General features: G+C 62.1%; 11 protein-coding genes. 3 read left to right on the top strand and 8 right to left on the bottom strand.

Annotated elements, in window-relative coordinates; genetic code table 11:
- Window positions 1–64: 64 nt before the first annotated feature.
- A complete protein-coding gene (locus VGM51_05475) occupies window positions 65–3,424 on the bottom strand; it encodes a dockerin type I repeat-containing protein (GenBank protein HEY3412498.1) in 3,360 nt (1,119 codons plus the stop codon).
- Window positions 3,425–3,496: 72 nt separating this feature from the next.
- Window positions 3,497–6,844 carry a hypothetical protein gene (locus tag VGM51_05470; protein ID HEY3412497.1) on the bottom strand — a complete coding sequence of 1,116 codons (3,348 nt, stop codon included), beginning with the start codon at window positions 6,842–6,844 and terminating at the stop codon, window positions 3,497–3,499.
- Between the two features lie 389 nt (window positions 6,845–7,233).
- Between VGM51_05470 and VGM51_05465 the strand changes: the two genes are divergently transcribed.
- Entirely contained in the window at window positions 7,234–7,623 is a 390-nt protein-coding gene (locus VGM51_05465; protein ID HEY3412496.1) for a cupin domain-containing protein, read from the top strand.
- Window positions 7,624–7,650: 27 nt separating this feature from the next.
- Here the strand turns inward: VGM51_05465 and VGM51_05460 are convergent, their stop codons facing one another.
- Window positions 7,651–8,091, bottom strand: a complete 441-nt coding sequence (locus VGM51_05460; protein HEY3412495.1) for a chromate resistance protein ChrB domain-containing protein — start codon at window positions 8,089–8,091, stop codon at window positions 7,651–7,653.
- A gap of 13 nt (window positions 8,092–8,104) precedes the next feature.
- Window positions 8,105–9,136: a low-specificity L-threonine aldolase gene (ltaE, locus tag VGM51_05455; GenBank protein HEY3412494.1), complete on the bottom strand. Its 1,032-nt coding sequence runs from the start codon at window positions 9,134–9,136 to the stop codon at window positions 8,105–8,107.
- Window positions 9,137–9,254: 118 nt separating this feature from the next.
- On the opposite strand from ltaE, the gene VGM51_05450 reads away from it, so the two are divergent.
- Together VGM51_05450 and VGM51_05445 are read left to right on the top strand one after the other, a co-directional pair.
- Window positions 9,255–10,328, top strand: coding sequence for a uroporphyrinogen decarboxylase family protein (locus VGM51_05450; protein HEY3412493.1), 1,074 nt, complete (start codon window positions 9,255–9,257; stop codon window positions 10,326–10,328).
- 88 nt (window positions 10,329–10,416) lie between these two features.
- Window positions 10,417–12,711 (top strand): hypothetical protein, encoded by a 2,295-nt coding sequence (locus VGM51_05445; protein HEY3412492.1) that lies wholly within the window; start codon window positions 10,417–10,419, stop codon window positions 12,709–12,711.
- A gap of 25 nt (window positions 12,712–12,736) precedes the next feature.
- On the opposite strand, the gene VGM51_05440 is transcribed toward VGM51_05445, so the two are convergent.
- The 4 genes from VGM51_05440 to VGM51_05425 all read right to left on the bottom strand — a co-directional run bounded on the left by VGM51_05440 (window position 12,737) and on the right by VGM51_05425 (window position 19,282).
- Entirely contained in the window at window positions 12,737–12,925 is a 189-nt protein-coding gene (locus tag VGM51_05440) for a DUF2892 domain-containing protein (protein HEY3412491.1), read from the bottom strand.
- Between the two features lie 68 nt (window positions 12,926–12,993).
- Window positions 12,994–16,257, bottom strand: coding sequence for an efflux RND transporter permease subunit (locus tag VGM51_05435; GenBank protein HEY3412490.1), 3,264 nt, complete (start codon window positions 16,255–16,257; stop codon window positions 12,994–12,996).
- Between the two features lie 51 nt (window positions 16,258–16,308).
- On the bottom strand, window positions 16,309–17,781 hold the full coding sequence (locus VGM51_05430) for an efflux RND transporter periplasmic adaptor subunit (GenBank protein HEY3412489.1): 1,473 nt from the start codon (window positions 17,779–17,781) through the stop codon (window positions 16,309–16,311).
- A gap of 199 nt (window positions 17,782–17,980) precedes the next feature.
- Complete coding sequence (locus tag VGM51_05425; GenBank protein ID HEY3412488.1) at window positions 17,981–19,282, bottom strand: outer membrane protein transport protein; 1,302 nt, start codon at window positions 19,280–19,282, stop codon at window positions 17,981–17,983.
- Window positions 19,283–19,315 lie beyond the last annotated feature (33 nt).

Raw genomic sequence — 19,315 nt, 5'->3', positions numbered from 1 at the left:
TTCCTCCATGGGGGCCCGCGCCTGGTTCCGAGTCGAGTGACCCGGAACCCGGCGCGGGCTGCATTCACGGTTGTGCGATGAGATAGTTGAACTGTTCGTAGTTCGTCGCCGGAAGCGCGTAGAAGTTCTCGTTGTAGATCACCCACTTGCCGGCGTAATAATCGTACCAGACGCCGACGGGCGACACATTGTTCGTGCTGATTTGTTGGTGCTGGGCGAGCAAGATCGCATTCGGGTTGCCGTTGACACGAGCATCATCAATGTACACGCCGTAGGTGCTGTATGCATTACTGGGGAAGTGCGTCACGGCCCCGCCGCCAACCTGCCAGGCGTCGGCGAAGAAATAGCGCTCGCCGTTGCTCATGCTGCTGCCGTCTTCGTTGTAGGCCTCCCAGTTCCCGGTGTTCGCATTGCGCCACACACCCAGCGGCATGTAGTCGTCGATGGCGACGTAGTCGTGAATCGCGAGGGGCAGGGGGTACGCGCCGTTGAAGGCCGGGTCGTCAAGGGTCACACGCCACGGCGCGGTTGTTGTTGCGGGCGAGCGAACCACCGTCTTAACCAGTTCGCCCAGGTAGTAGTTGAACACCTCGCCGTCCGCCATATTCGAAACGTCCTCGTTATACACGAGCCAGCGCCCGCCAAGGTAGTTCGGGTCGTACCAAACGCCGATGGGACCATTGTAAGCGCCGATGAAGCGGTGGCAGGCCAGGATGTGCACCTCAGGGTGCCCGTTCAGGATCGGGTCGTCGATGTACACCCCGTACCCGTTATAGTGGTTCCCCGCGTTGCGGATGACGTAGCCGCTCCGGCGAACGCGCATACGCTGCAGCCAGTACGTTGCATCGGCAATGTCAATCACTCCGTTGCCATTGGTGTCCGCCGCGGCAACCTGCCCCGGGAACGCCGTTTCCAGCCCGCCCACGATGCGGAGCATCTCGACGACATCGTCCATCCCGAGCATGCAGTCGCCCGTCACATCGCCGGGCAGCGGCGGCGAGACGGCGGATATCGAATCGACGTGCCAGCACGACGCCAGGGTGTTCGTCCCGGCGAACATGCAGACGACCTCGAACGGGCACCAGACACTCACGTCGCTGAACAGGGAGCCGGTGAAAGTGCCGTCCGGATTCACCGTCAGAACGGACGCCGTCTGCGTCTGGAATCCCCGCGCTACGTTCAGGGCCTCGATCATGACCTTTGGCGGGTCGGCGGCGTTGTAGTAGGGGCCGATACCGCTGAGAGTACCCGTCACGACGATGTTTCGCGGCCCCTGTTGAACGGCCGTGCACGTGATGGACGTGGGCGACATGACATGCGTCTCTACGCGGGCTCCCGACAGCGGCTTGGACTCCACATGCGTGTTCAAGGGGTTCTTGTCACTCACGAGCGTCTTGTACCAGGAGGCGGACACGTTTACGCCAAACGAGCTGCCCACAACGGCCGGTCCCAATGGCGTGATCGTAACCGGTATATCGCGGACCTCATTCGGCTGAAGAAGCACCTGCATCATTCCGCCATTCACGTCGAGCCCCCAGGCCGGCGGAAGCTGGCTGTCATACGCGAGGTAGAACCACTTCGGGTTCACTTTGTCGTCGTTGCGCAGATGGACGGGCGTGAGCGACGCCCCTGGTCCCGCCGGAACGGCCTGGAAGTAGTCGATATTCTCCTGCTGCCGGTCGCCCGATGCGCTGGTGTTGCTGAGGGCGTTGGAAACCGGGTCGATACGGACGCGAAGGCAGGTGTGGAATCCGAACACTCCGGCCGCCTGCTGCTGGGGCGTGATCGCGAAGTTGGGCGTCCAATTGAGGTAGACATCCGTGGAGGAGCCGGCCGAGATGCTGGCCAGCGCGGCGAACTGGGTTGAGTCGATCGTGCTGGCGGCGTCCGTTCCGTTGATCGGCACCCACCCGCTTGCGCCGTTCATTCCGAGCCCCGGAGGGTCGGTGCGGTCAATGTGCACGACCACGTTGTTGGCGGCGGAGTGTCCAACGTTGCGCACGCGCACATAGACCCGATTCACCTGGCCGATGGCCGGATCGTCGCCGTTGCCCACAGGCACTGTTCCGCCGGCGAGGTCGCTCCAGGTGCCATATCGGAACGTGCCATAGCCGTTGACGGGGCTGTCCACCCAGATGTCGGTGGACTCGTACGTGTTGCCGGGCGGCGAGAGCCAGGGGTTGATGATGACTTCCGGTTTGTTGGAGTTCTCGTTGAAGTCGACCGATATCGAGTAGTCGTCGTCTGTCTGCTTGTGGATGCCGATGTAGATTCCTTCGGGCTGATTACTGTACTGGTCGCCGTCGTGCCAGAGTTTGTCCCGGTCGCCTGCGTTGCCGACGATGGTGACCCATTGGCTGGCGCCCTCCACCACTTTCTCAATGAGTACGCCTTCATCCGGGATGCCAGCGGGGGAGAACCCGGGGTTCAGATCATCTCCGAGTAGTCTGCGCCGCACGCTCACCAGATAGTAAGATGTCGCGGAAAGTGATATCTTGAGCGCCTGCGCATTGGGTTTCCCGTTGGGATCGTACTCCTCCGCCCAGATGCTTACAACGCTTCCGCCCGCTGCCGAACTCATGTTGATGTATTTCGTCGTTGGCAGCCAGCCGGGAAACGCAATGGTAGACTGCTTCTCGAAGACTCCGGTCTGCCCGGGATAGTTGGCGTCCATTTGCTCGAACGAGCTGTTGTAGTTGCTCGGGTGTGCGGGACCGCCCTGTTGGAAGGCGTGCCCCATCTCGTGGGACCAGCGGCCCCAGACGGCCGCATCGACATCGGACGGGTTTTCGCTGAAGATGGCGGCGCCAACGTTCTTGGTGGCGCCGCCCGGCCCCATCGGCAGGTTGGCCTTGTTACCCTGCCCGCGATGAAACTGAGTGGCGTCCGTTTCCGCCATGATCACAACCACAGCGTCTACATTCGTCCAGTCCAGTCCGGCGGGGGAATTGGCGATGGCGTCGTTCAGCACGTTGCCATACTGGTTGCCGTCCGAAGTATCTCCATCCGGGTGGTCGGTGATGTAATTGCTTCGGTTTTGCGGCAGTTGGTACAGGTCCGTGACGCGGGCGTTGATGTTCATTTTGCCGTAGGAACTGTGCTGCCAGAGGGTGTTCAGGTTTGTGTTGAAAAAGCCGTCGACTTGCGCTTTGGTGTACCGGGACGTGTTCGCGTAGTCCTTGAAATAGACGCGCAACACAACGATGTTTTTGGTCCCCAGAACGTCCGCCTTGGGGCCCGACCGCGCGCGGAAGCCATCCCGGTACTGGTCAAGGCCGGCAACCGGAGTATCCAGGGGCGCGCCCCCGAAGTCGACTACCATCGGCCCAAGCGTGGGCGGTTGCGGTGCGGCGACAGATTCCCGACAGGCGAAGCCGGTAAAGGCGACCCCCAGGAGATAGATTAAGAGCGATCCCCGTTTCATGTATGCATGACTCCAATGCAGAGTCCGGGCGGAGAGACTCTCTCCGCCCGGACCCGCGTATGTATAACAGCCCTAAGGCTGGGCAATCAGATAGTTAACCACCTCGTTCATCGGGAGCACCGGGTGGTTAGGGCCTTCATTGTACGCCACCCATTTGGCATTGAAGACATCGTACCAGACCCCCATCGGGGCGGGGTTGGTGGACGACTGGTAACTGTGCTGCGCAAGCACCAGCGCATTCGGGTTTCCGTTGAGACGGCTGTCGTCGAGATAAACGCCGTAGTTGAAATAGTCGTTGCTGGTACTGTGATAGACGCGGCCGCCCGACCCGCTCGCGTCTGTGAAGAAGAAGCGCTCTCCGTCCGCGATCGTGCTGAAGCTGTCGTTATAGGCTTCCCAGTTCGTGGTGGTGGGGTTCTGCCACACCGAGAGAGGCGAATTGTTGTAGGCCGCCAGCCAGTCGTGAATCGCCAGCGGATCCGCTCCATAGTTGGCGTTCAGGCCGGGGTCGCTGAGGGTGACGCGCCACGCCGCCGTGCTCGTTGCGGCGGTCTTGTCCACCTGATGCACCTTCTCGCCGAAGTAGTAGTTGAACTTCTCGCCGAGCTGCATCACCGAGTTATCCTCGTTGAAGATGACCCAGTGGCCGGCCCAGTAGTAGACGCCGAGGGGGCCGTTGTATGCGCGGATGAACTGGTGGCACGCGAGGAACCGGGCGTCCGGGTGCCCGTTCAGGAGCGGATCGTCGATGACAACTCCGTACGTCCCATAGGGGCTGCCGGGATAATAGATGTTGCTGGCGTTGAGGGTGACGGTGCCGCTTCTCCGCACGCGCATCGCCCGGAGGAAGTACGCCACGTCAACGATGTCGAGACGTCCGTCACGGTCGACATCACCGGCGGCCACCTGGCCCGGATAGCCGACTTCGAGGCCACCGACGATGCGCATCATCATATAGATGTCGTTCATCGTGAGCTGGCAGTCGCCATCCATGTCGCCGGGGGTGGGGGGCGAGACGTTCTGGATGACATCGATGTGGTAGCACGAGGCCACTTTGTCCGTACCCGCGAAGAGGCAGACGGCCTCATACGGGCACCAGACATTGACGTCGCCGTTGATGTAGCCACTGAACGTGCCGTCCGCGTTCACCGTCAGCAAGCGGGCGGTGTCAGTGAGGTAGTGGCGGTCAACGTCCATCGCTTCCACCATCACAACAGGCGGATTTGCGGGGTCGTAGAACCCTTGGATTCCCGTCAGTTTCCCGCTGACAAACACGAGGCGAGGCTGCTGCTGGACCGCCTGGCATACGATACTTGACGGCGCCATCACGTGCGATTCCACGCGAATACCGCCAAGCGGCCTGAACTCCAGGTGCTGCCCCTCGGCGGGGTTGGAACTCACGAGATTCTTGAACCACGACGCTGAAACATCGACCCCGAATGAGCTGCCGACCACCGCGGGACCCATCGGCACAATCGTAACCGGCACCTCACGCACTTCGTCCGGATTCAGGAGAAGGGCAAGATTGCCCCCATTGACGTCCAGGCCCCACGCGGGCGGCAGCCCGCTGACGTAATTGAGGTAGAACCACTTCTTGTTGACCTTGTCGTCGTTGTGGAGGCGAATGATGTTCTTCGATACCGGCGTACCGGCCGGGACGGCCTGGAAGTAATCGATGTTTTCCTGTTCGCGATCGCCATCCTGGTTGTCGAACACGGTCTCGCCGGGTACGTGGTCCATCTTGACACGCACGCAAGTGTGGAATCCGAACACGCCGGCCGCCTGCTGTTCCGGAGTAAGGGTGAAATTGGGCTTCCAGTTCAGGTAGACATCTGTTGTAGCGCCCGGAGCAAGGCTGGCAAGTGAAGGAAAATCGGCGGAAGTGATCTGGCTGTTCGCTACGGTGCCGTTGATCGGCACCCAGCCTGAGGCGCCATTTATACCGAGGCCGGGCGGGTCCGTTCGTTCGATATGGACAACGATGTTGGTAGCGGTGGCATATCCCACGTTGCGCACGCGGACATAGAATCGGTTGATCTGCCCGATGGCGGGGTCGTCTCCGTTGCCAACCGGGACCGTTCCACCGGCCAGGTCGCTCCATGTGCCGTACCGGTAGGTTCCATAGCCGTTAACGGGGCTGTCGATCCAGATATCCGTGGTCTCCCAGGTGTTCCCCGGAGGTGATGTCCACGGGTTGATCATGATGTCCGGCTGGTGTGAGAAGTCGCCGTTGTAGCGAACCGTCACGGCGTAGTCGTCGTCGTCGATCTTTCTGATGACGATGTAGATCCCGTCCGCGGGGTTGCTGTACTGCCCTCCGTCGTGCCAAAGAGTGTCTCGGCTGCCGTTTCCCACGATGGTGACCCATTTGCTGGCCCCCTCGGTAACCCGTTCAATCAAGACGCCCTCGTCCGGGATGCCCGCGGGGCTGTAGAAGGCATTGAGATCGTCGCCGAGTATTTTGCGCCGCACGCTGATGAGGTAATAGAGGCTGCCCGTGATGTTAGCCCTGATCGCCTGAATGTTGGGCCTTCCGGTGGGGTCATACTCCTCCGCCCAGATATTGCCGATGCCTCCACCACCAGGGGGGTTGAACACCTGGTACTTGGCCGCCGGCATCCAGCCCGGGAAGGCGATGCTGTCCTGCTTTTCGAAGACGCCCGTTTGTCCGGGGTAGTTTGCGTCCATCTGTTCGAACGGGCTGTCGTAGTTGCTCGGGTGGGCGGGACCGCCCTGCTGGAACGCGTGGCCCATCTCGTGCGACCAACGGCCGTAGACCGCCGCTTCACTGTCGGACGGGTTTTCGCTGAAGATGGCGCAGCCTACGTGTTTGCTCCCTCCGCCCGGGCCCATCGGCAGGTCACACGTGCCGCCCTGGCCCCGGTGAAACTGGGTAGGATCCGTCTCCGCCATCACGACCATCACCGCATCGATGTTGGTCCAGTCGATCGTATTCGGTGAAGCGGCGATCGCATCCAGGAGGACGTGGCCGTACTGGTCACCGTCGGAAGTGTCGCCGTCACTGTGATCCGTGATGTAGTAGCTGCGATTCTGGGGAAGCTGGTAGAGCGCTGTTGTCTGGGCGCTGATGCTGATCTTGCCGTAGGATGAGTGCTGCCAGAGAGTGTTCAGCTGATTGTCGAAGAATCCCTGGACCTGGGCCTGCGTGAAGCGGGAGGTGTTGGGGTAATCGTGGAAGTAAACACGCATCACGACAATGCGCTTGGTGCCCAGAACGTCCGCCTTGGGTCCGGAGCGGGCGCGGAATCCGTTCTGGAACTGGTCCAGTCCGGCCACCGGGGTATCTGGAGGCGCGCCTCCGAAATCGGCGATGACCGGAACATCAAGCGGCGCGGCAATGATCGGCGCGCCGATTAAAAAGCCCAGGGCCGTCAATAACAGCCCGTTTCGCCATTTCATGACTGACTCCTCTATATGAACAGGCATATAACACGGGTGCTCAGCTACCGCACTCGGAGCGTCGCTGATTCATAGGATGGGCTACTGGGTGCGATAACAAACGTCTATACCCGAGTTCAGTCACAATCTATCCCGTCGGTGCGATATTCTTTTGGACATATCTGTCGGAGGGACGCCCGCGAAGAGGTCCATTGACATGGCGGCAAGCGGGCCGTATAATCGAGACCGTGGTTCATCCGTGGCCTGGACTCGCCCACGGACGCCTGCGGTCGTCGAATGGATCGGGGCGATGAGCGCCGGGCTCGCTCAGCGCGCCGGCGAAAGCCGCCGTACGCGCGGCGATGGAGCTTGGGGATGAAATCACCATCAGGGGAAGAGGAACCAACGGAATGAACACGGCACGCATCATCACATCACAGGCGCTGGATGCCATCATCCGCTCGGCAGCGGGCACGAACGCCGAGCGCGAGTTGATGGATGGACCGCCGACCCGCGTGGCCATCTTGCACGAATGCGGCAAGGCCGGCGCCACGGCGGAGACGCATGAACAGGCCGACGATATCTTTTATGTGCTGGATGGATCGGCGGTGGTGACGCTTGGCGGAACGCTCAATGATGCGGTTCAGACAGCGGAGGGCGAATGGAGGGGATCCGGCATATCCGGCGGTATGGAACAGCAGGTATCGAAGGGAGATGTCATGCTGATCCCGCGCGGCACGCCGCACATGCGCCACACGATCGGGCGCACCGCTGCACTGCTGCTGGTGAAGGTCTCCTAGCCTGACCCCAGCGGCGCGTCTTCGGTCCTACACGCCTTCCGCTTGCCGGCAGCACCATGCATACAGCGCATCGTACATCGGCGACTCCAGTGCGATCTTGCGATGGTCGTCCAGCCCATGGACGAGGGCGAAACCGGATGCGATGGCCTTGAGCCCGGCGCCCTCCGGCGACGACGCCACATCCGCGGAAACGTCGGCCGCGTGCACGATTCGGGCGAGACCGACCAACCCCGGATCGCCGGTGAGGCCATACTTCTGAACGATGCTCTCGAACGAGCACCGGCCGTCCACGTGTCCCAGTTCCACGCCCGGAACGTCGTACGGGATAGCGCCCTCGCGCTCCGCCGCCGGCAGGACCTCGTCCTTGGGGACAAAGAGGAACTCGGCGGCAGGGTCGATAAACCGTCGAATCAGCCACGGACATGCGATACGATCCACATTCGCGTTCTCACGGGTTATCCATTTCATTTCATAATCCCTCTCACTGTTCGCGGCCGACGGCCCATATGGCTTCCGCCGCGCGATCGACGTCTTCTTCATCCACGTCCAGGTGTGTTACCATCCGGATTCGGTTCTTCGCCGTCGCATTGGCAAGTACTCCGCGCACGGTCAGTGCATCGACAAAGGCGTCCGCGGGGCCCGTGGTGTTGAAGTAGACCATGTTGGTCGGCGGCGCGTACGGGTCGGGGAGCACGCCTGGAGCGTCCACGATGGCTACGGCGAGCCGTATCGCGTTCGCATGGTCTTCGACCAGGCGGTCGATGTTGTGCTCCAGCGCATAGAGGCCGGCCGCCGCGAGTATGCCCGCCTGTCGCATCCCGCCGCCCAGCATTTTGCGTACGCGCCGCGCACGGTTCACGAAATCGTTTGTGCCGCACAGGACGGAACCGATTGGACATCCGAGGCCCTTGGAGAGGCAGAACGTGATGGAGTCGGCGCGGGCGGCGTACTCACGAACCGGGATGCCGGATGCCACGGAAGCGTTGAAGATCCGCGCGCCATCTACGTGGACGGCCACGCGGTGCTCGTCCGCAACGGCCCGGACCGCGTCCATCACTTCGAGCGGGATGACGGCTCCGCCGGCCCGGTTGTGGGTGTTCTCGAGGATGATGAGGGCCGTCCCGGGCCCGTGCAGCGATTCATGTTGTATCGCATCGGCAATTTGCGATATGTCGGGTACGCCGCGTTCGCTGTGGAACTGCCGCGTCATGACGTTGGCGATGACCGCCGGCAGGCCCACTTCGTAGAGCATTGAGTGAGCGTCACCATCCATCAGCACCTCGTCGCCCGGCTTGGTGTGGACCTTCATGGCGATGGAGTTGCCCATCGTCCCCGAGGCGACGAACAGCGCCGCTTCCTTGCCCATTCGCGCGGCGGCAACCTCCTGAAGCCGGTTGATGGTCGGGTCGTCCCCGAAAACGTCATCGCCCACTTCCGCGTCCGCTATGGCCCGGCGCATTTCTGCGGACGGCCTGGTTACGGTGTCGCTTCTGAAATCCGAAACGGTGTGCATCACGGTTTCCTCCCGATAGTGAGGATAATCGCCCTGAGGCGCCGCATGGAAACCGTACTGGCGCGCTCGTGGCACGAGCGGCCTACAATGCGATGTAACCTCGCGAAAGGAAGCATGCATGACCTCCCGTGAACGGATGGAACTGGCGTTGGATCTGAAGGAAGCCGACCGCATACCACGATGCGAATCGTTCTGGCCTGAAACGCTGCCGCTCTGGCGGCAGCAGGGCATGCGCGACGATACGCCGATCAACGAATTGTTCGATTACGACATCGTTTCCGCGGGCTGGGTGAATCACGAGGCGCGCCCGGGTCTGGTGGAGCTAATCGCCGAGAGCGACGAATGGCACACCCGGAGAGACGGTCACGGCGCGGTCTTGCGCTATTGGAAGAACAAGAGCGGGACGCCGGAGCATGTGGAGTTTACTGTCAATACGCCGGACGCCTGGGCCGCGCACAAGAAGGAACTCCTTAAGGTGCCCATCCACCAGAGGGTGAATCTCCAGCAGGTGCTCTGGCTTCAGGAAGAGGCTCGACGCAACAACCGGTGGTTCTGCTGGGGCGGAGTTGAGTGTTTCGAGATGGCGAAGGACATCCTGGGTCACGAGATACTCTGCTGCGCGATGGCGGAGGATCCGGATTGGGCCGCGGATGTGTACATGACCCTTGCCACTCTGGCGGTCAGCGCCCTCGACTATCTGGAAACAAACGGCGTCCGGTATGACGGCGCCTGGGTCTACGGAGATATCGCATACAACCACGGGCCGTTTTGCTCGCCGCGCATGTATCGCCGCCTGGTTATGCCCGCGCACCAGAAGCAGATCGGTTGGTTCAAAGACCGCGGGATGAAGGTGATCTACCACACCGACGGCGACTTCCGTCCGCTGATACCCAGTTTCCTTGACGTGGGCATCAACTGTTTCCAGCCGCTGGAGGCGAAAGCGCACATCGACGTCAGAGAACTGAAGCCGCTCTACGGTGATCGCGTGGCGTTTATGGGGAACATCGACATCATGGTCCTCATCACGAACGACCGGGAGAAGGTTGAGGAGGAGGTTGCCGCCAAAGTACCGCTCGCGATGAAGGGCGGCGGGTATATCTACCACAGCGATCACAGCATCCCGCCCGGCGTCACCTGGCAGACGTATGAGTACCTGATGGAACTGATCGACCGCTACGGGCGGTACCGCTAGGTCCCTTGCAGTGCGGCGTTACCGAAACCGTTCACCTGTTAGCGCTGAGCCTGCGCGGCGAGCGCAGCGCATCAGGAGAGAGTAGATAATGACTGTCCTTCGACTCCGCTTGTTCCTCGCTTTGTTCAGGATACCTGCGGTCATCGCGGCCGCGGCGCTCTTCGCTGTGTCCGGCCCGGCCCGCGCCACGCCGTGCCGGCTCTACCTCGCGCAGCAGTACGACTGGGGCGCCAACAGGGGTTTCTACCTGGATTTCGAGAATGACGCGTCCACCGGACCGTGCAAACTCGTGAATCTTCAACTCATTCTGGGTGTGGCGAATGGCACGAACTGGCGGTTCATCTTCCATAAGCCTACGTGGCAGTTGAACCACGACTACACGGCCAAGGCGGTGATTACGCCGACCGGCTCGGAGTTGTGGCTGGACGGAGCGAAGGTCGGCCAGAACAGCGGCGGCATCGCCCGGGCCGACGGGAGCCTTTCGGCGGATTACCAGCCGGACTGGGCCGCGGGTCCCGCGGAGTACTGGGTCATACAGTCCGATATGACCGCGACATCCAGCGCGGGCGGGCTCGCAGACCTTTCGTTCGTCGAGGAATCGTCTCGGCCGGTTCCGCTCATGCTCTTCGCGCCGTATGTACCGAAATACGCTCCCTGGAACCCGGCGGCCAACGAGACGCAAACGTTCACGGCCACCTTCAGAATCATCCCGTTGCAGGATCCCTCGGTTTTCAGCCCATACGTCGATCGTTACGGTCAGAGTATTCAAGCCACGTGGCCCGGCAAGATCGCTTCCGACGCCGACCTGCTGGCGGCAATGAGCGATGAGACCGCGCGCAATGCGGCGTGGGGAATTCCATCGGGCTTTGACGCCTACGGCGGGTCCACAACTTCAGGCTGGCGCGAAGCCGCTACCGGCTATTTCAACGTTGTGAAGCGAAACGGTTTCTGGTGGCTCATCTCGCCGGATGGCAATCCATGCTTCTACCGCGGAATCTGCACGGCGCCATCGCTTTCGTGGGAGATGACGCCGGTATCGGACCGGCAGAGCATTTTCGCCGAACTGCCGTCCACCGCCGCGCCGTACTCGTCGTGCTGGGGCGCAGACGTTTGGGGCGAGGGGCAGGGGACGTCATATGTGGCATTCCATACGGCGAACATGATCCGCAAGTACGGCGCCGGGTGGCAGAACAGTGCTACCCAGTCAACGAAGACCCGGGCGCGGATATGGGGGTTCGCGGGGTTGGGGAAATGGTCGGACGAGACGCCGCAGTTAGCCGATACCCCGGTTCTGAACCGGAATGGTATTCCCAACCTGGTGCGCCATCCGGACATCTTCGATACTTCGGTCCAGGCGACGTTCCGAAGCGTTCTCAGCGCGCAGGTCACCCCGCGCCGTTTCAGCCCTCTCGTGGTCGGGTGGACGGTGGGCAGCGAGATCGATGAGATCGTCACGACCGACGAAACCGCTTCGATGCTTAATCTGGGATCCTCGGTTCCCGCCAAGCGAGCGCTCGTGGACTACGCGCTTTCCACGATTTATGCCGGCAGCGTGGCCGCGATGGCATCCTCTTGGAAGGTTACAGCAGCGTCCGCGCAGGACCTGTACGCCGCCAAACCGACGCCGCCCGCGGGCGATGTGGAAGCCCTTCGGCGGTACTTTGCCACCGAATACTACGGGTTCATCTATCGCACCATCAAGTCGCTGGATCCCAACCACCTGTACTTCGGCAACTACATTGTGCCGGGTTGGTGGCAGAACGAGGAAGACTGGCGCCTGATCGCGGCCAACTGCGACGTGATCGGCTACGACCGCTATGCCCCCTTGTTTGCCGACGCCACGATGGCGCGGCTGATCCGCGACACGAACAAGCCGGTGTTCGCCGGCGAATTCTCGTTCCCGCCGTTTTACTCCGGACTCCGCGCGTTCGGACGCTATGAGGCCGTTTCTACCGCTGACGACGCGGATGCCGGCGCGGCCTACGCGCATTGGATGCGGGATGCCACGGCGAACCCATTCTGCATCGGCGGAAACTGGTTCGAATACCGCGACCAGGCGATCACGGGCCGGGGCCCAGGACGGGGAACAGCACTCGTCTACGGCGAACACTATGCGTTCGGTCTGGTCGATATGAATGACCGCCCCAAATGGGACCTCGTGTCCGCGGTCCGCGCAGCCAACCTCGGCGCGACGGCATCGCGCCTGGCCGCGAACGACGCGTTTCAACCTCTCGCTCTCTCCGCGCGAGCCATGCGCATCGCCGGCGGATTCTCCGTGGGAACAGCGGCCGATATTGCAGATCTGGATACTGTCGCAACGGGATCGTCCGCCAACCGGATCGACCTCGCCGACGCGCTGGCGCTGGCGGTGAGGGGATTATGAGATTGTCAACCAGCCGCCTCAACCGTCACGAACGCGGCTCGATCTTTTCCAACAAGGCCTTCATTGGGCACCAGTTCGTAAAGGCGCTCTGAAACAGGTTCAACCCAACAAAGGCCGTGAAAGCGTAGAACCACGGGCTCACATATGTGCCGAGGGCGACTGAGGCCACCACAAACGCTCCACCGATCAACCGCAAATACCGTTCTGTTGTCATTTCTGTATCCTTTCACAAGAGTTGTTCAGCCCCGAGTCGGGCACGGAAGCCCGACCTGTCGATTGGCATCAGGGCAAAGGCGCGGGAATGGCGTGTGCGACCGCGGCGATCCCTTCACGCTGCTTCATCACGAAGTAGAGGATCGGCACGGCCAGCCGGGAAAGAAGCGTAGAGGCGATCTCGCCTGCCATCAGGCTGATCGCCAGACCCTGGAAGATCGGGTCGAACAGGATGATGAACGACCCGACGATGACGGCGGCGGCCGTCAACAGCATTGGCCGGAAGCGGGTCGCGCCGGCGTCGATTACGGCCTCTTCGAGCGGCATTCCCTGCTTGAGGCGCAGTTCGATGAAGTCCACAAGGATGATGGAGTTGCGCACGATGATGCCGGCGCCGGCGATGAATCCGATCATGCTTGTGGCCGTGAAGAACGCGCCCATCAAAGCGTGGGCCGGCAGGATGCCGACCAGCGTGAGCGGGATCGGCGCCATGATCACCAGCGGTGTCTTGAAGGACTGGAACCAGGCCACAACCAGGATATAGATGATCGCCAGAACCGCCGCGAACGCGATGCCCAGGTCGCGGAAAACCTCGTAGGTTATCTGCCACTCACCATCCCATTTCATGACCGGTTTCTGAGTTGTGAACGGCATCCGAGTGCTGAGGATCTCCAGCTTTGAATTCCCGGGGAATGATGCCTTGCGCAGAGCATGGTTCATCGCCATGATCGCGTAGACCGGGCTTTCCTGCCGCCCTACGACATCACCCGTAACGTACACAACTGGCAACAGGTTCTTGTGGTAGATGGACTTGTCGGTGGGAATCGCCACCGCCCTGACCAGAGAGCTGAGGGGCACCAGGTGGCCGTCACGCGCGCTTACCGAGAGTTGCTCAAGATCGTTCAGGCTGCTCCGTTCGGAACGCGCGAGCCGCATCGTTAGGGGGATGTCCTCGCGGGCGCCCTCGTCGTGTAACAGCCCCACCTGCGCTCCGCTCAGGGCCGTGGCGAGGGTGCGGTTGATGGCGGAGGTGTCGACGCCGACCAGCGCGGCCTTCTCCTTGTCTACCTCAAACCGGTAGGTTTCCTGTTCGTCATCCGAATACCAGTCCACATCCGCCACGCCGGACGTCGTTTCGAAGACGCGCTTCACGTGGGCGGCGACGGCCTGGCGGCTCTCGGGCGTTGGACCGTAGACCTCGGCAACCAGCGTCTGGAGAACCGGAGGACCCGGCGGCACCTCGGCCACTTTCACACGGACGCCCCATTTTGCGGCGATCGCGGCGATCTGGGGGCGGATCCGTTTGACGATACCGTGGCTTTGCGCCTTGCGATCGTTCTTTCCGAGCAGGTTTACCTGAATGTCCGCCTGGTAGGGGGCCTGGCGCATGAAATAGTGCCGCACGAGCCCGTTGAAGTTGAACGGCGCGGCCGTTCCCACATACGTCTGGTAGTTCTCAACTTCGGGGATGGTGGCAACGTAATCCGCCAATGCGCGTGTTGCCGCGGCCGTTTGTTCCAGAGTGGAATTCGTCGGCATATCGACAATCACCTGGAACTCATTCTTGTTGTCGAACGGCAGCATCTTCACCGTGACGGCCTTGAGCGCCACCAGGCCCATCGATGCGAGAAGCAGTACGATGACTCCGCCGAAAAACACGGCGCGCAGTTTGCCGGAGCGCAGCATCGGCGTCATCACTCCCCGGTAGAGGCGCGTTAGGAAATCATCCTTGCCCTCGTGAGAGTGCTTGTCGTGGAAGGCTTTCGAGTGTTCACCCTTGAGCACGCGAAACGCCGCCCATGGCGTCACGATGAACGCGATGAGGAGCGAGAACAGCATAGCGGCTGTTGCCCCGACCGGAATGGGCCTCATATATGGGCCCATTAACCCGCCGACGAATGCCATCGGCAGGATAGCCGCGATAACGGCGAACGTGGCCAGGATCGTCGGGTTGCCAACTTCGTCGACGGCCCGTATCGCAAGTACCAGGGGAGGCACGGGCTCGTCCTGGGGCATCCGATAGTGCCGAACGATGTTCTCTACGACCACGATGGCGTCATCGACGAGGATACCGATGCTGAAGATCAACGCGAACAACGTGATTCGGTTCAGGGTATAGCCGTACAGATAGAATACGAGAAGGGTGAGCGCCAGCGTCACAGGGATCGCAACCGCCACCACCAGAGACTCCCTGCGGCCGAGAGCGAACGCGATGAGAAGCGTCACGCTCACAACCGCGATCAGCATGTGGAGGAGAAGTTCGCCGGATTTTTCGTTGGCCGATTCGCCGTAGTTGCGCGTGACTGCTATCTGCACATCCGAGGGGATGATCGTTCCCTTCAGCGTGTCAACCTTGCGAAGAACCGCGTCTGCGATCTCGATCGCGTTCTTACCCTGGCGCTTGGCTATGGAGATGGTGACCGCCGGCTCAACGGCCGACCTCTCGACCCCGCGCGAGACCGCGCCAGCCGCAGCCTCGCGGCCGGCGGGGCCGTACCCGAACTGGACGTAGTTGTGGGGCTCCCCCGGGCCGTCAATGACGGAAGCAATGTCGCGAAGGAAAATCGCCCGTCCGCCGGCAGCTCCGACGACAACGCTTTCAACATCTTTCGCGTTCCGGAGAAACTGCCCCGTCTTGATCGACAGCTGCGAATTTCCTCCGGCGAAATCACCGGCCTGAGAGCGCTGGTTCGATGCGCCGAGGGCTTCGGCAACGCCATCGGGCGAAAGACCGAACCCGGCGAGCCGGCCCTTGTCCAGGACCACTCGCACCTCGCGGCGCGGCCCGCCGATGATGGTCGTCTCGGAGACGTTTTCCACCTGCTTCACCGCATCGTCGATGCGGGCTGCGATCTGCCGGAGCGCCGGCGCATCGTACTTCGTGCTGTGCAGCGTGAGCGCGAGGATTGGAACGTCGTCGATCGAGTGTGCCTTCAGTATCGGGGCCGATGCGCCCGGCGGGACCAGGTCATAGTGGCCCTGGAGTTTCTCGCGGAGCCGAACCTGGCTGGCTTCCTGGTCCTGGCCCACGAGGAAGCGGACGATGGCCATGGATTGCCCCGGGCTGGAAGTCGAGTAAACGTATTCGACGCCGGGAATCTCCCAGATCAGCTTCTCCATCGGTACGGTGACGCGCTGCTCCACCTCTTTCGCAGTCGCGCCCGGCATCTGAACGATGACGTCCATCATCGGAACGATGATCTGCGGTTCTTCCTCGCGGGGTGTCTTCCATACCGCGAAGGCGCCCAATGCGAGCGACGCGATGATAACGAGCGGCGTAAGCTTGCTGTTTATAAATGCGGAGGCCATCCGCCCTGCGATTCCCAATTTCATAGTCATGTCCCTGTCGGCGGGCGCGCGAAAACTCGGCGCCGTAGCGCTGATCTACTCTTCCACGGACTGCCCGTCGCTCACCGCTCCGGACGTCACCACCCGTTCACCAGGCTGCAACCCCGAGAGAACGGCCGTGCGGTGTCCGCCCGCGGCTGCCGTGGTCACCAGTCGAAGACTCGCTCGGCGGCCTTCACCCACGGCGTACACGTACGTGAGCCCCTCGCGAGGCAGGATGGCCGTGGTGGGAACCAGAATCTGGCGCCCCGTGCCGGTGCGGAATCGCGCTCTGCCGAACATACCGGATCGGACACCGCTGTCAGCGGGGAGCCGCACCTTCACGGTGAACGTGTGACTTGCCGGATCGCCTTGAGGGGAGATCTCCACCACTCTGCCGGTCACGGGGCGGCCGGCGAACGCATCCAGGTCCACCGGCACGGTTGATCCCGGACGGACCGAGGAGAGGCTGCTCTCGGGCACGGTTGCTTCCAGCCTTAGATCTCCACCCTGAAGCGTCAGGAGCGGCGTCCCGGGGGTCGCAAGGGAGCCGGGGTCAACGGAACGTCGGGTGACAACCCCATCGAACGGCGCCACGATGGTCGCGTAGTCGAGGGTTACCCTCGCCATCTGAAGGGCTGCCTGGCCTTGTCCGACCTGTGCCTTCGCGCCCAGTATCTCGGCGCGGCGAACGTCGGCCTGCTTGGCTGCGGCCCGCGCCTGTTTCACGCCGGCCTTCGCCAACGCAATTCCCGCTTCGGCCTGGCGAACGCCTTCCCGGGCAGCGCGAATGTCCTCCGAGCGGCTGCCTTCATCGGAGATGCTTTGCGATTCACGGGCGGTATCGTACTGCGCCTTCGCCACTTCGTACTGGCTCTGATAGGTGTCGAGTTGCTGTCTGGAGATGGCGCCCTGCTCGAAAAGCGATTTCATGCGCCCGAGGTTGGCCTGGGCCAGATTCACACCGGATTGCGCCTGCGCGACGGCCAGCCCTGATTGGGTGCGCTCCTGGCGGCGGGGGCCCGATACGACCATTTCGGCCTTGGCCCGCGCGGCTTCCAGCGCGGCCTGTGCGTTCGCGAGGGACGCTTCCGCCTGGGCGATGCGCGCGGCGGACATGCTCTGCTCCATCGACGCGGCGACCTGCGCGTTCCCATAGCCCACCGATGCGCTTCGAACCCCGGCCGAGGCCTGTGCCACTGCGGCGCTTAGATCGCGCGCATCCATCTGTACGAGGGGCTGGCCGCGCCGGACGCGCTCGCCTTCGCGAACGAAGACCCGCAATACCCGGCCCTGGATCTTGGTGGCGATCACGGCTTCCAGTTCAGCGCGGGTCAGGCCGGTCGCGTCGAGATACTGGGGAACGGTGGTCAGATTCGCGGTGCTGAGCACCACGTGGGCGGGGGCGCGTGCCGGCGCGGGCGCCTCGTCGGCTCGGATCGGCGAATTGCGGGCCCTTAGCACCAACGCGCTCAGCGCCAAAACAAGCACAGCCACTCCTGCAAAGATCCGTTTGTTTCTGGGTTTCAAAGGCTAACCTCCACTGAAATACACACGGGGCATAGTAACATAGTAATATACATATGTACTCAACAGCGAAGGACGTGTAGTCGGTTCCCGACAGGCCCGGCCCGTTTGCGTCCCAAAAGTAGAATGCGGGAGGCCCTGCCGCAGCAAGGAGCCTCCCGCATTTCGAATGCCCTGTCAGGGCGGAATAGAAGCGTCCGCGCTAGAACTTGATTCCCCAGCTGGCTTCGGCCTCAAACTCGTGCATCCTGAGGCTTATGGTCTGCTGACCGGGGGCTTCCATCGGGTTCGGGCCCTTCACATTCACGTTTGGGGCAAACATCACGGACATCGTGAACTCGTCCTTCGGACCGGTGGCGTGCGTAAACCCGCCCGTGAAGTGCCACTGCTCGACACCCGGGGCCAGGATGTTAAAGAGGACTTCGGACGACGGGATGGGCTGGCGGCCGTAGCTGACACCGCCGCGAACGGTCCACGCCGGGCAGACTTCGCGCTGGTAGCCGAGTTTGGCAACCGTTACGTCGCGCCATCCGAACCCTGCACCCTTATCGTCACCCAAGAGCCCGGTTGTGTCCGGGCCTTCAAACAGGTTGCTGAGGGGATTGTGGATCGCGGCGACCTTGCTGTACCAGATGCTTTGAATATCGAAGGCTAGCACGGACTTCGGGTCGGTCTTGTACGCGAGGCCGATGGTTGCCGTGGGGGGGATGTCGAATCGACCCCGGCCGGCGAAAAGGTCGTCGTATTTCTTGAAGCGGCTCATTTTCATCTTCGACTGGTAAGACGCCGCGAGGGTGAGGTCCGGCTGCACCTGCCCCTGGACACCGACTCTGAAACCCATTCCGGTGGATGTATCGGTCCCCTTGTCGGAAAGGTTGTCCGCATCACCATCGGCGGCAAACGCGCCGAAGTTCTTAAGGCCCTTGGCTTCGAAGCGCTGGTAGGCGAAGATGGGCGCTACGCCCCACGAGGCGGTCTCGCCGAATTTGCTGGCGTAGGTCGGTGCAATGAAAAGCTGCTCCAGGTTCACCCCGGCGGGGCCGCCATAGAACGTTCCTGCTCCGCCGCCCGCGGAACCGGGATAGCTCGTGTTCATCCCACCATTTCCGTAGACACAGATGCCGACGCTGCTGTTCGGACCGAGCGGGTTGTTGTAGGCAACGTGCGGTATGGCAAACCAATCGCGCCCGCTCTTGACGGTCCCCGGGGTCAGCCCGAACGTGGCGGGGAGACCGGACGGCGCACCCTTGACGGTGTACTGGCGCACCGGATTGAACAGCGACAAGCCAAGGTCCAGGCGCTTGCCGACGAAGGCCATACCGGCGGGATTCGTGGCGCCGATCATCGCGTCCTGTGGAAGCGCAACTCCCGCGCCCGCCATCCCTTTGGATTTGGTGCCGAACCCGTGCGTGAAATAGCCGTTGGTGGCGAGGCCCGGGCCGGCGCAGGCGAGGCAGGCGGCCAAAGCAACGACCGGACTGGCGAACAAAGCGATCCTTTTCATGCTTTTGTCTCCTAAAGAAGTGCCCGTGGGGGG

It is taken from the genome of Armatimonadota bacterium, from assembly GCA_036504095.1.
GTDB lineage: Bacteria > Armatimonadota > DTGP01 > JAKQQT01 > JAKQQT01 > DASXUL01.
Note: the sequence above shows the minus strand (reverse complement) of the source record. Positions and strands in the feature narration are given on the sequence as shown.

What these genes read in the sequence shown, in the direction of transcription:
- VGM51_05465 (HEY3412496.1), top strand. Translation starts at nt 7,234, where the DNA reads ATGAACACGGCACGCATCATCACATCACAGGCGCTGGATGCCATCATC.
- VGM51_05475 (HEY3412498.1), bottom strand. Translation starts at nt 3,424, where the DNA reads ATGAAACGGGGATCGCTCTTAATCTATCTCCTGGGGGTCGCCTTTACC.
- ltaE (HEY3412494.1), bottom strand. Translation starts at nt 9,136, where the DNA reads ATGCACACCGTTTCGGATTTCAGAAGCGACACCGTAACCAGGCCGTCC.
- VGM51_05450 (HEY3412493.1), top strand. Translation starts at nt 9,255, where the DNA reads ATGACCTCCCGTGAACGGATGGAACTGGCGTTGGATCTGAAGGAAGCC.
- VGM51_05445 (HEY3412492.1), top strand. Translation starts at nt 10,417, where the DNA reads ATGACTGTCCTTCGACTCCGCTTGTTCCTCGCTTTGTTCAGGATACCT.
- VGM51_05435 (HEY3412490.1), bottom strand. Translation starts at nt 16,257, where the DNA reads ATGAAATTGGGAATCGCAGGGCGGATGGCCTCCGCATTTATAAACAGC.
- VGM51_05425 (HEY3412488.1), bottom strand. Translation starts at nt 19,282, where the DNA reads ATGAAAAGGATCGCTTTGTTCGCCAGTCCGGTCGTTGCTTTGGCCGCC.
- VGM51_05470 (HEY3412497.1), bottom strand. Translation starts at nt 6,844, where the DNA reads ATGAAATGGCGAAACGGGCTGTTATTGACGGCCCTGGGCTTTTTAATC.
- VGM51_05440 (HEY3412491.1), bottom strand. Translation starts at nt 12,925, where the DNA reads ATGACAACAGAACGGTATTTGCGGTTGATCGGTGGAGCGTTTGTGGTG.
- VGM51_05460 (HEY3412495.1), bottom strand. Translation starts at nt 8,091, where the DNA reads ATGAAATGGATAACCCGTGAGAACGCGAATGTGGATCGTATCGCATGT.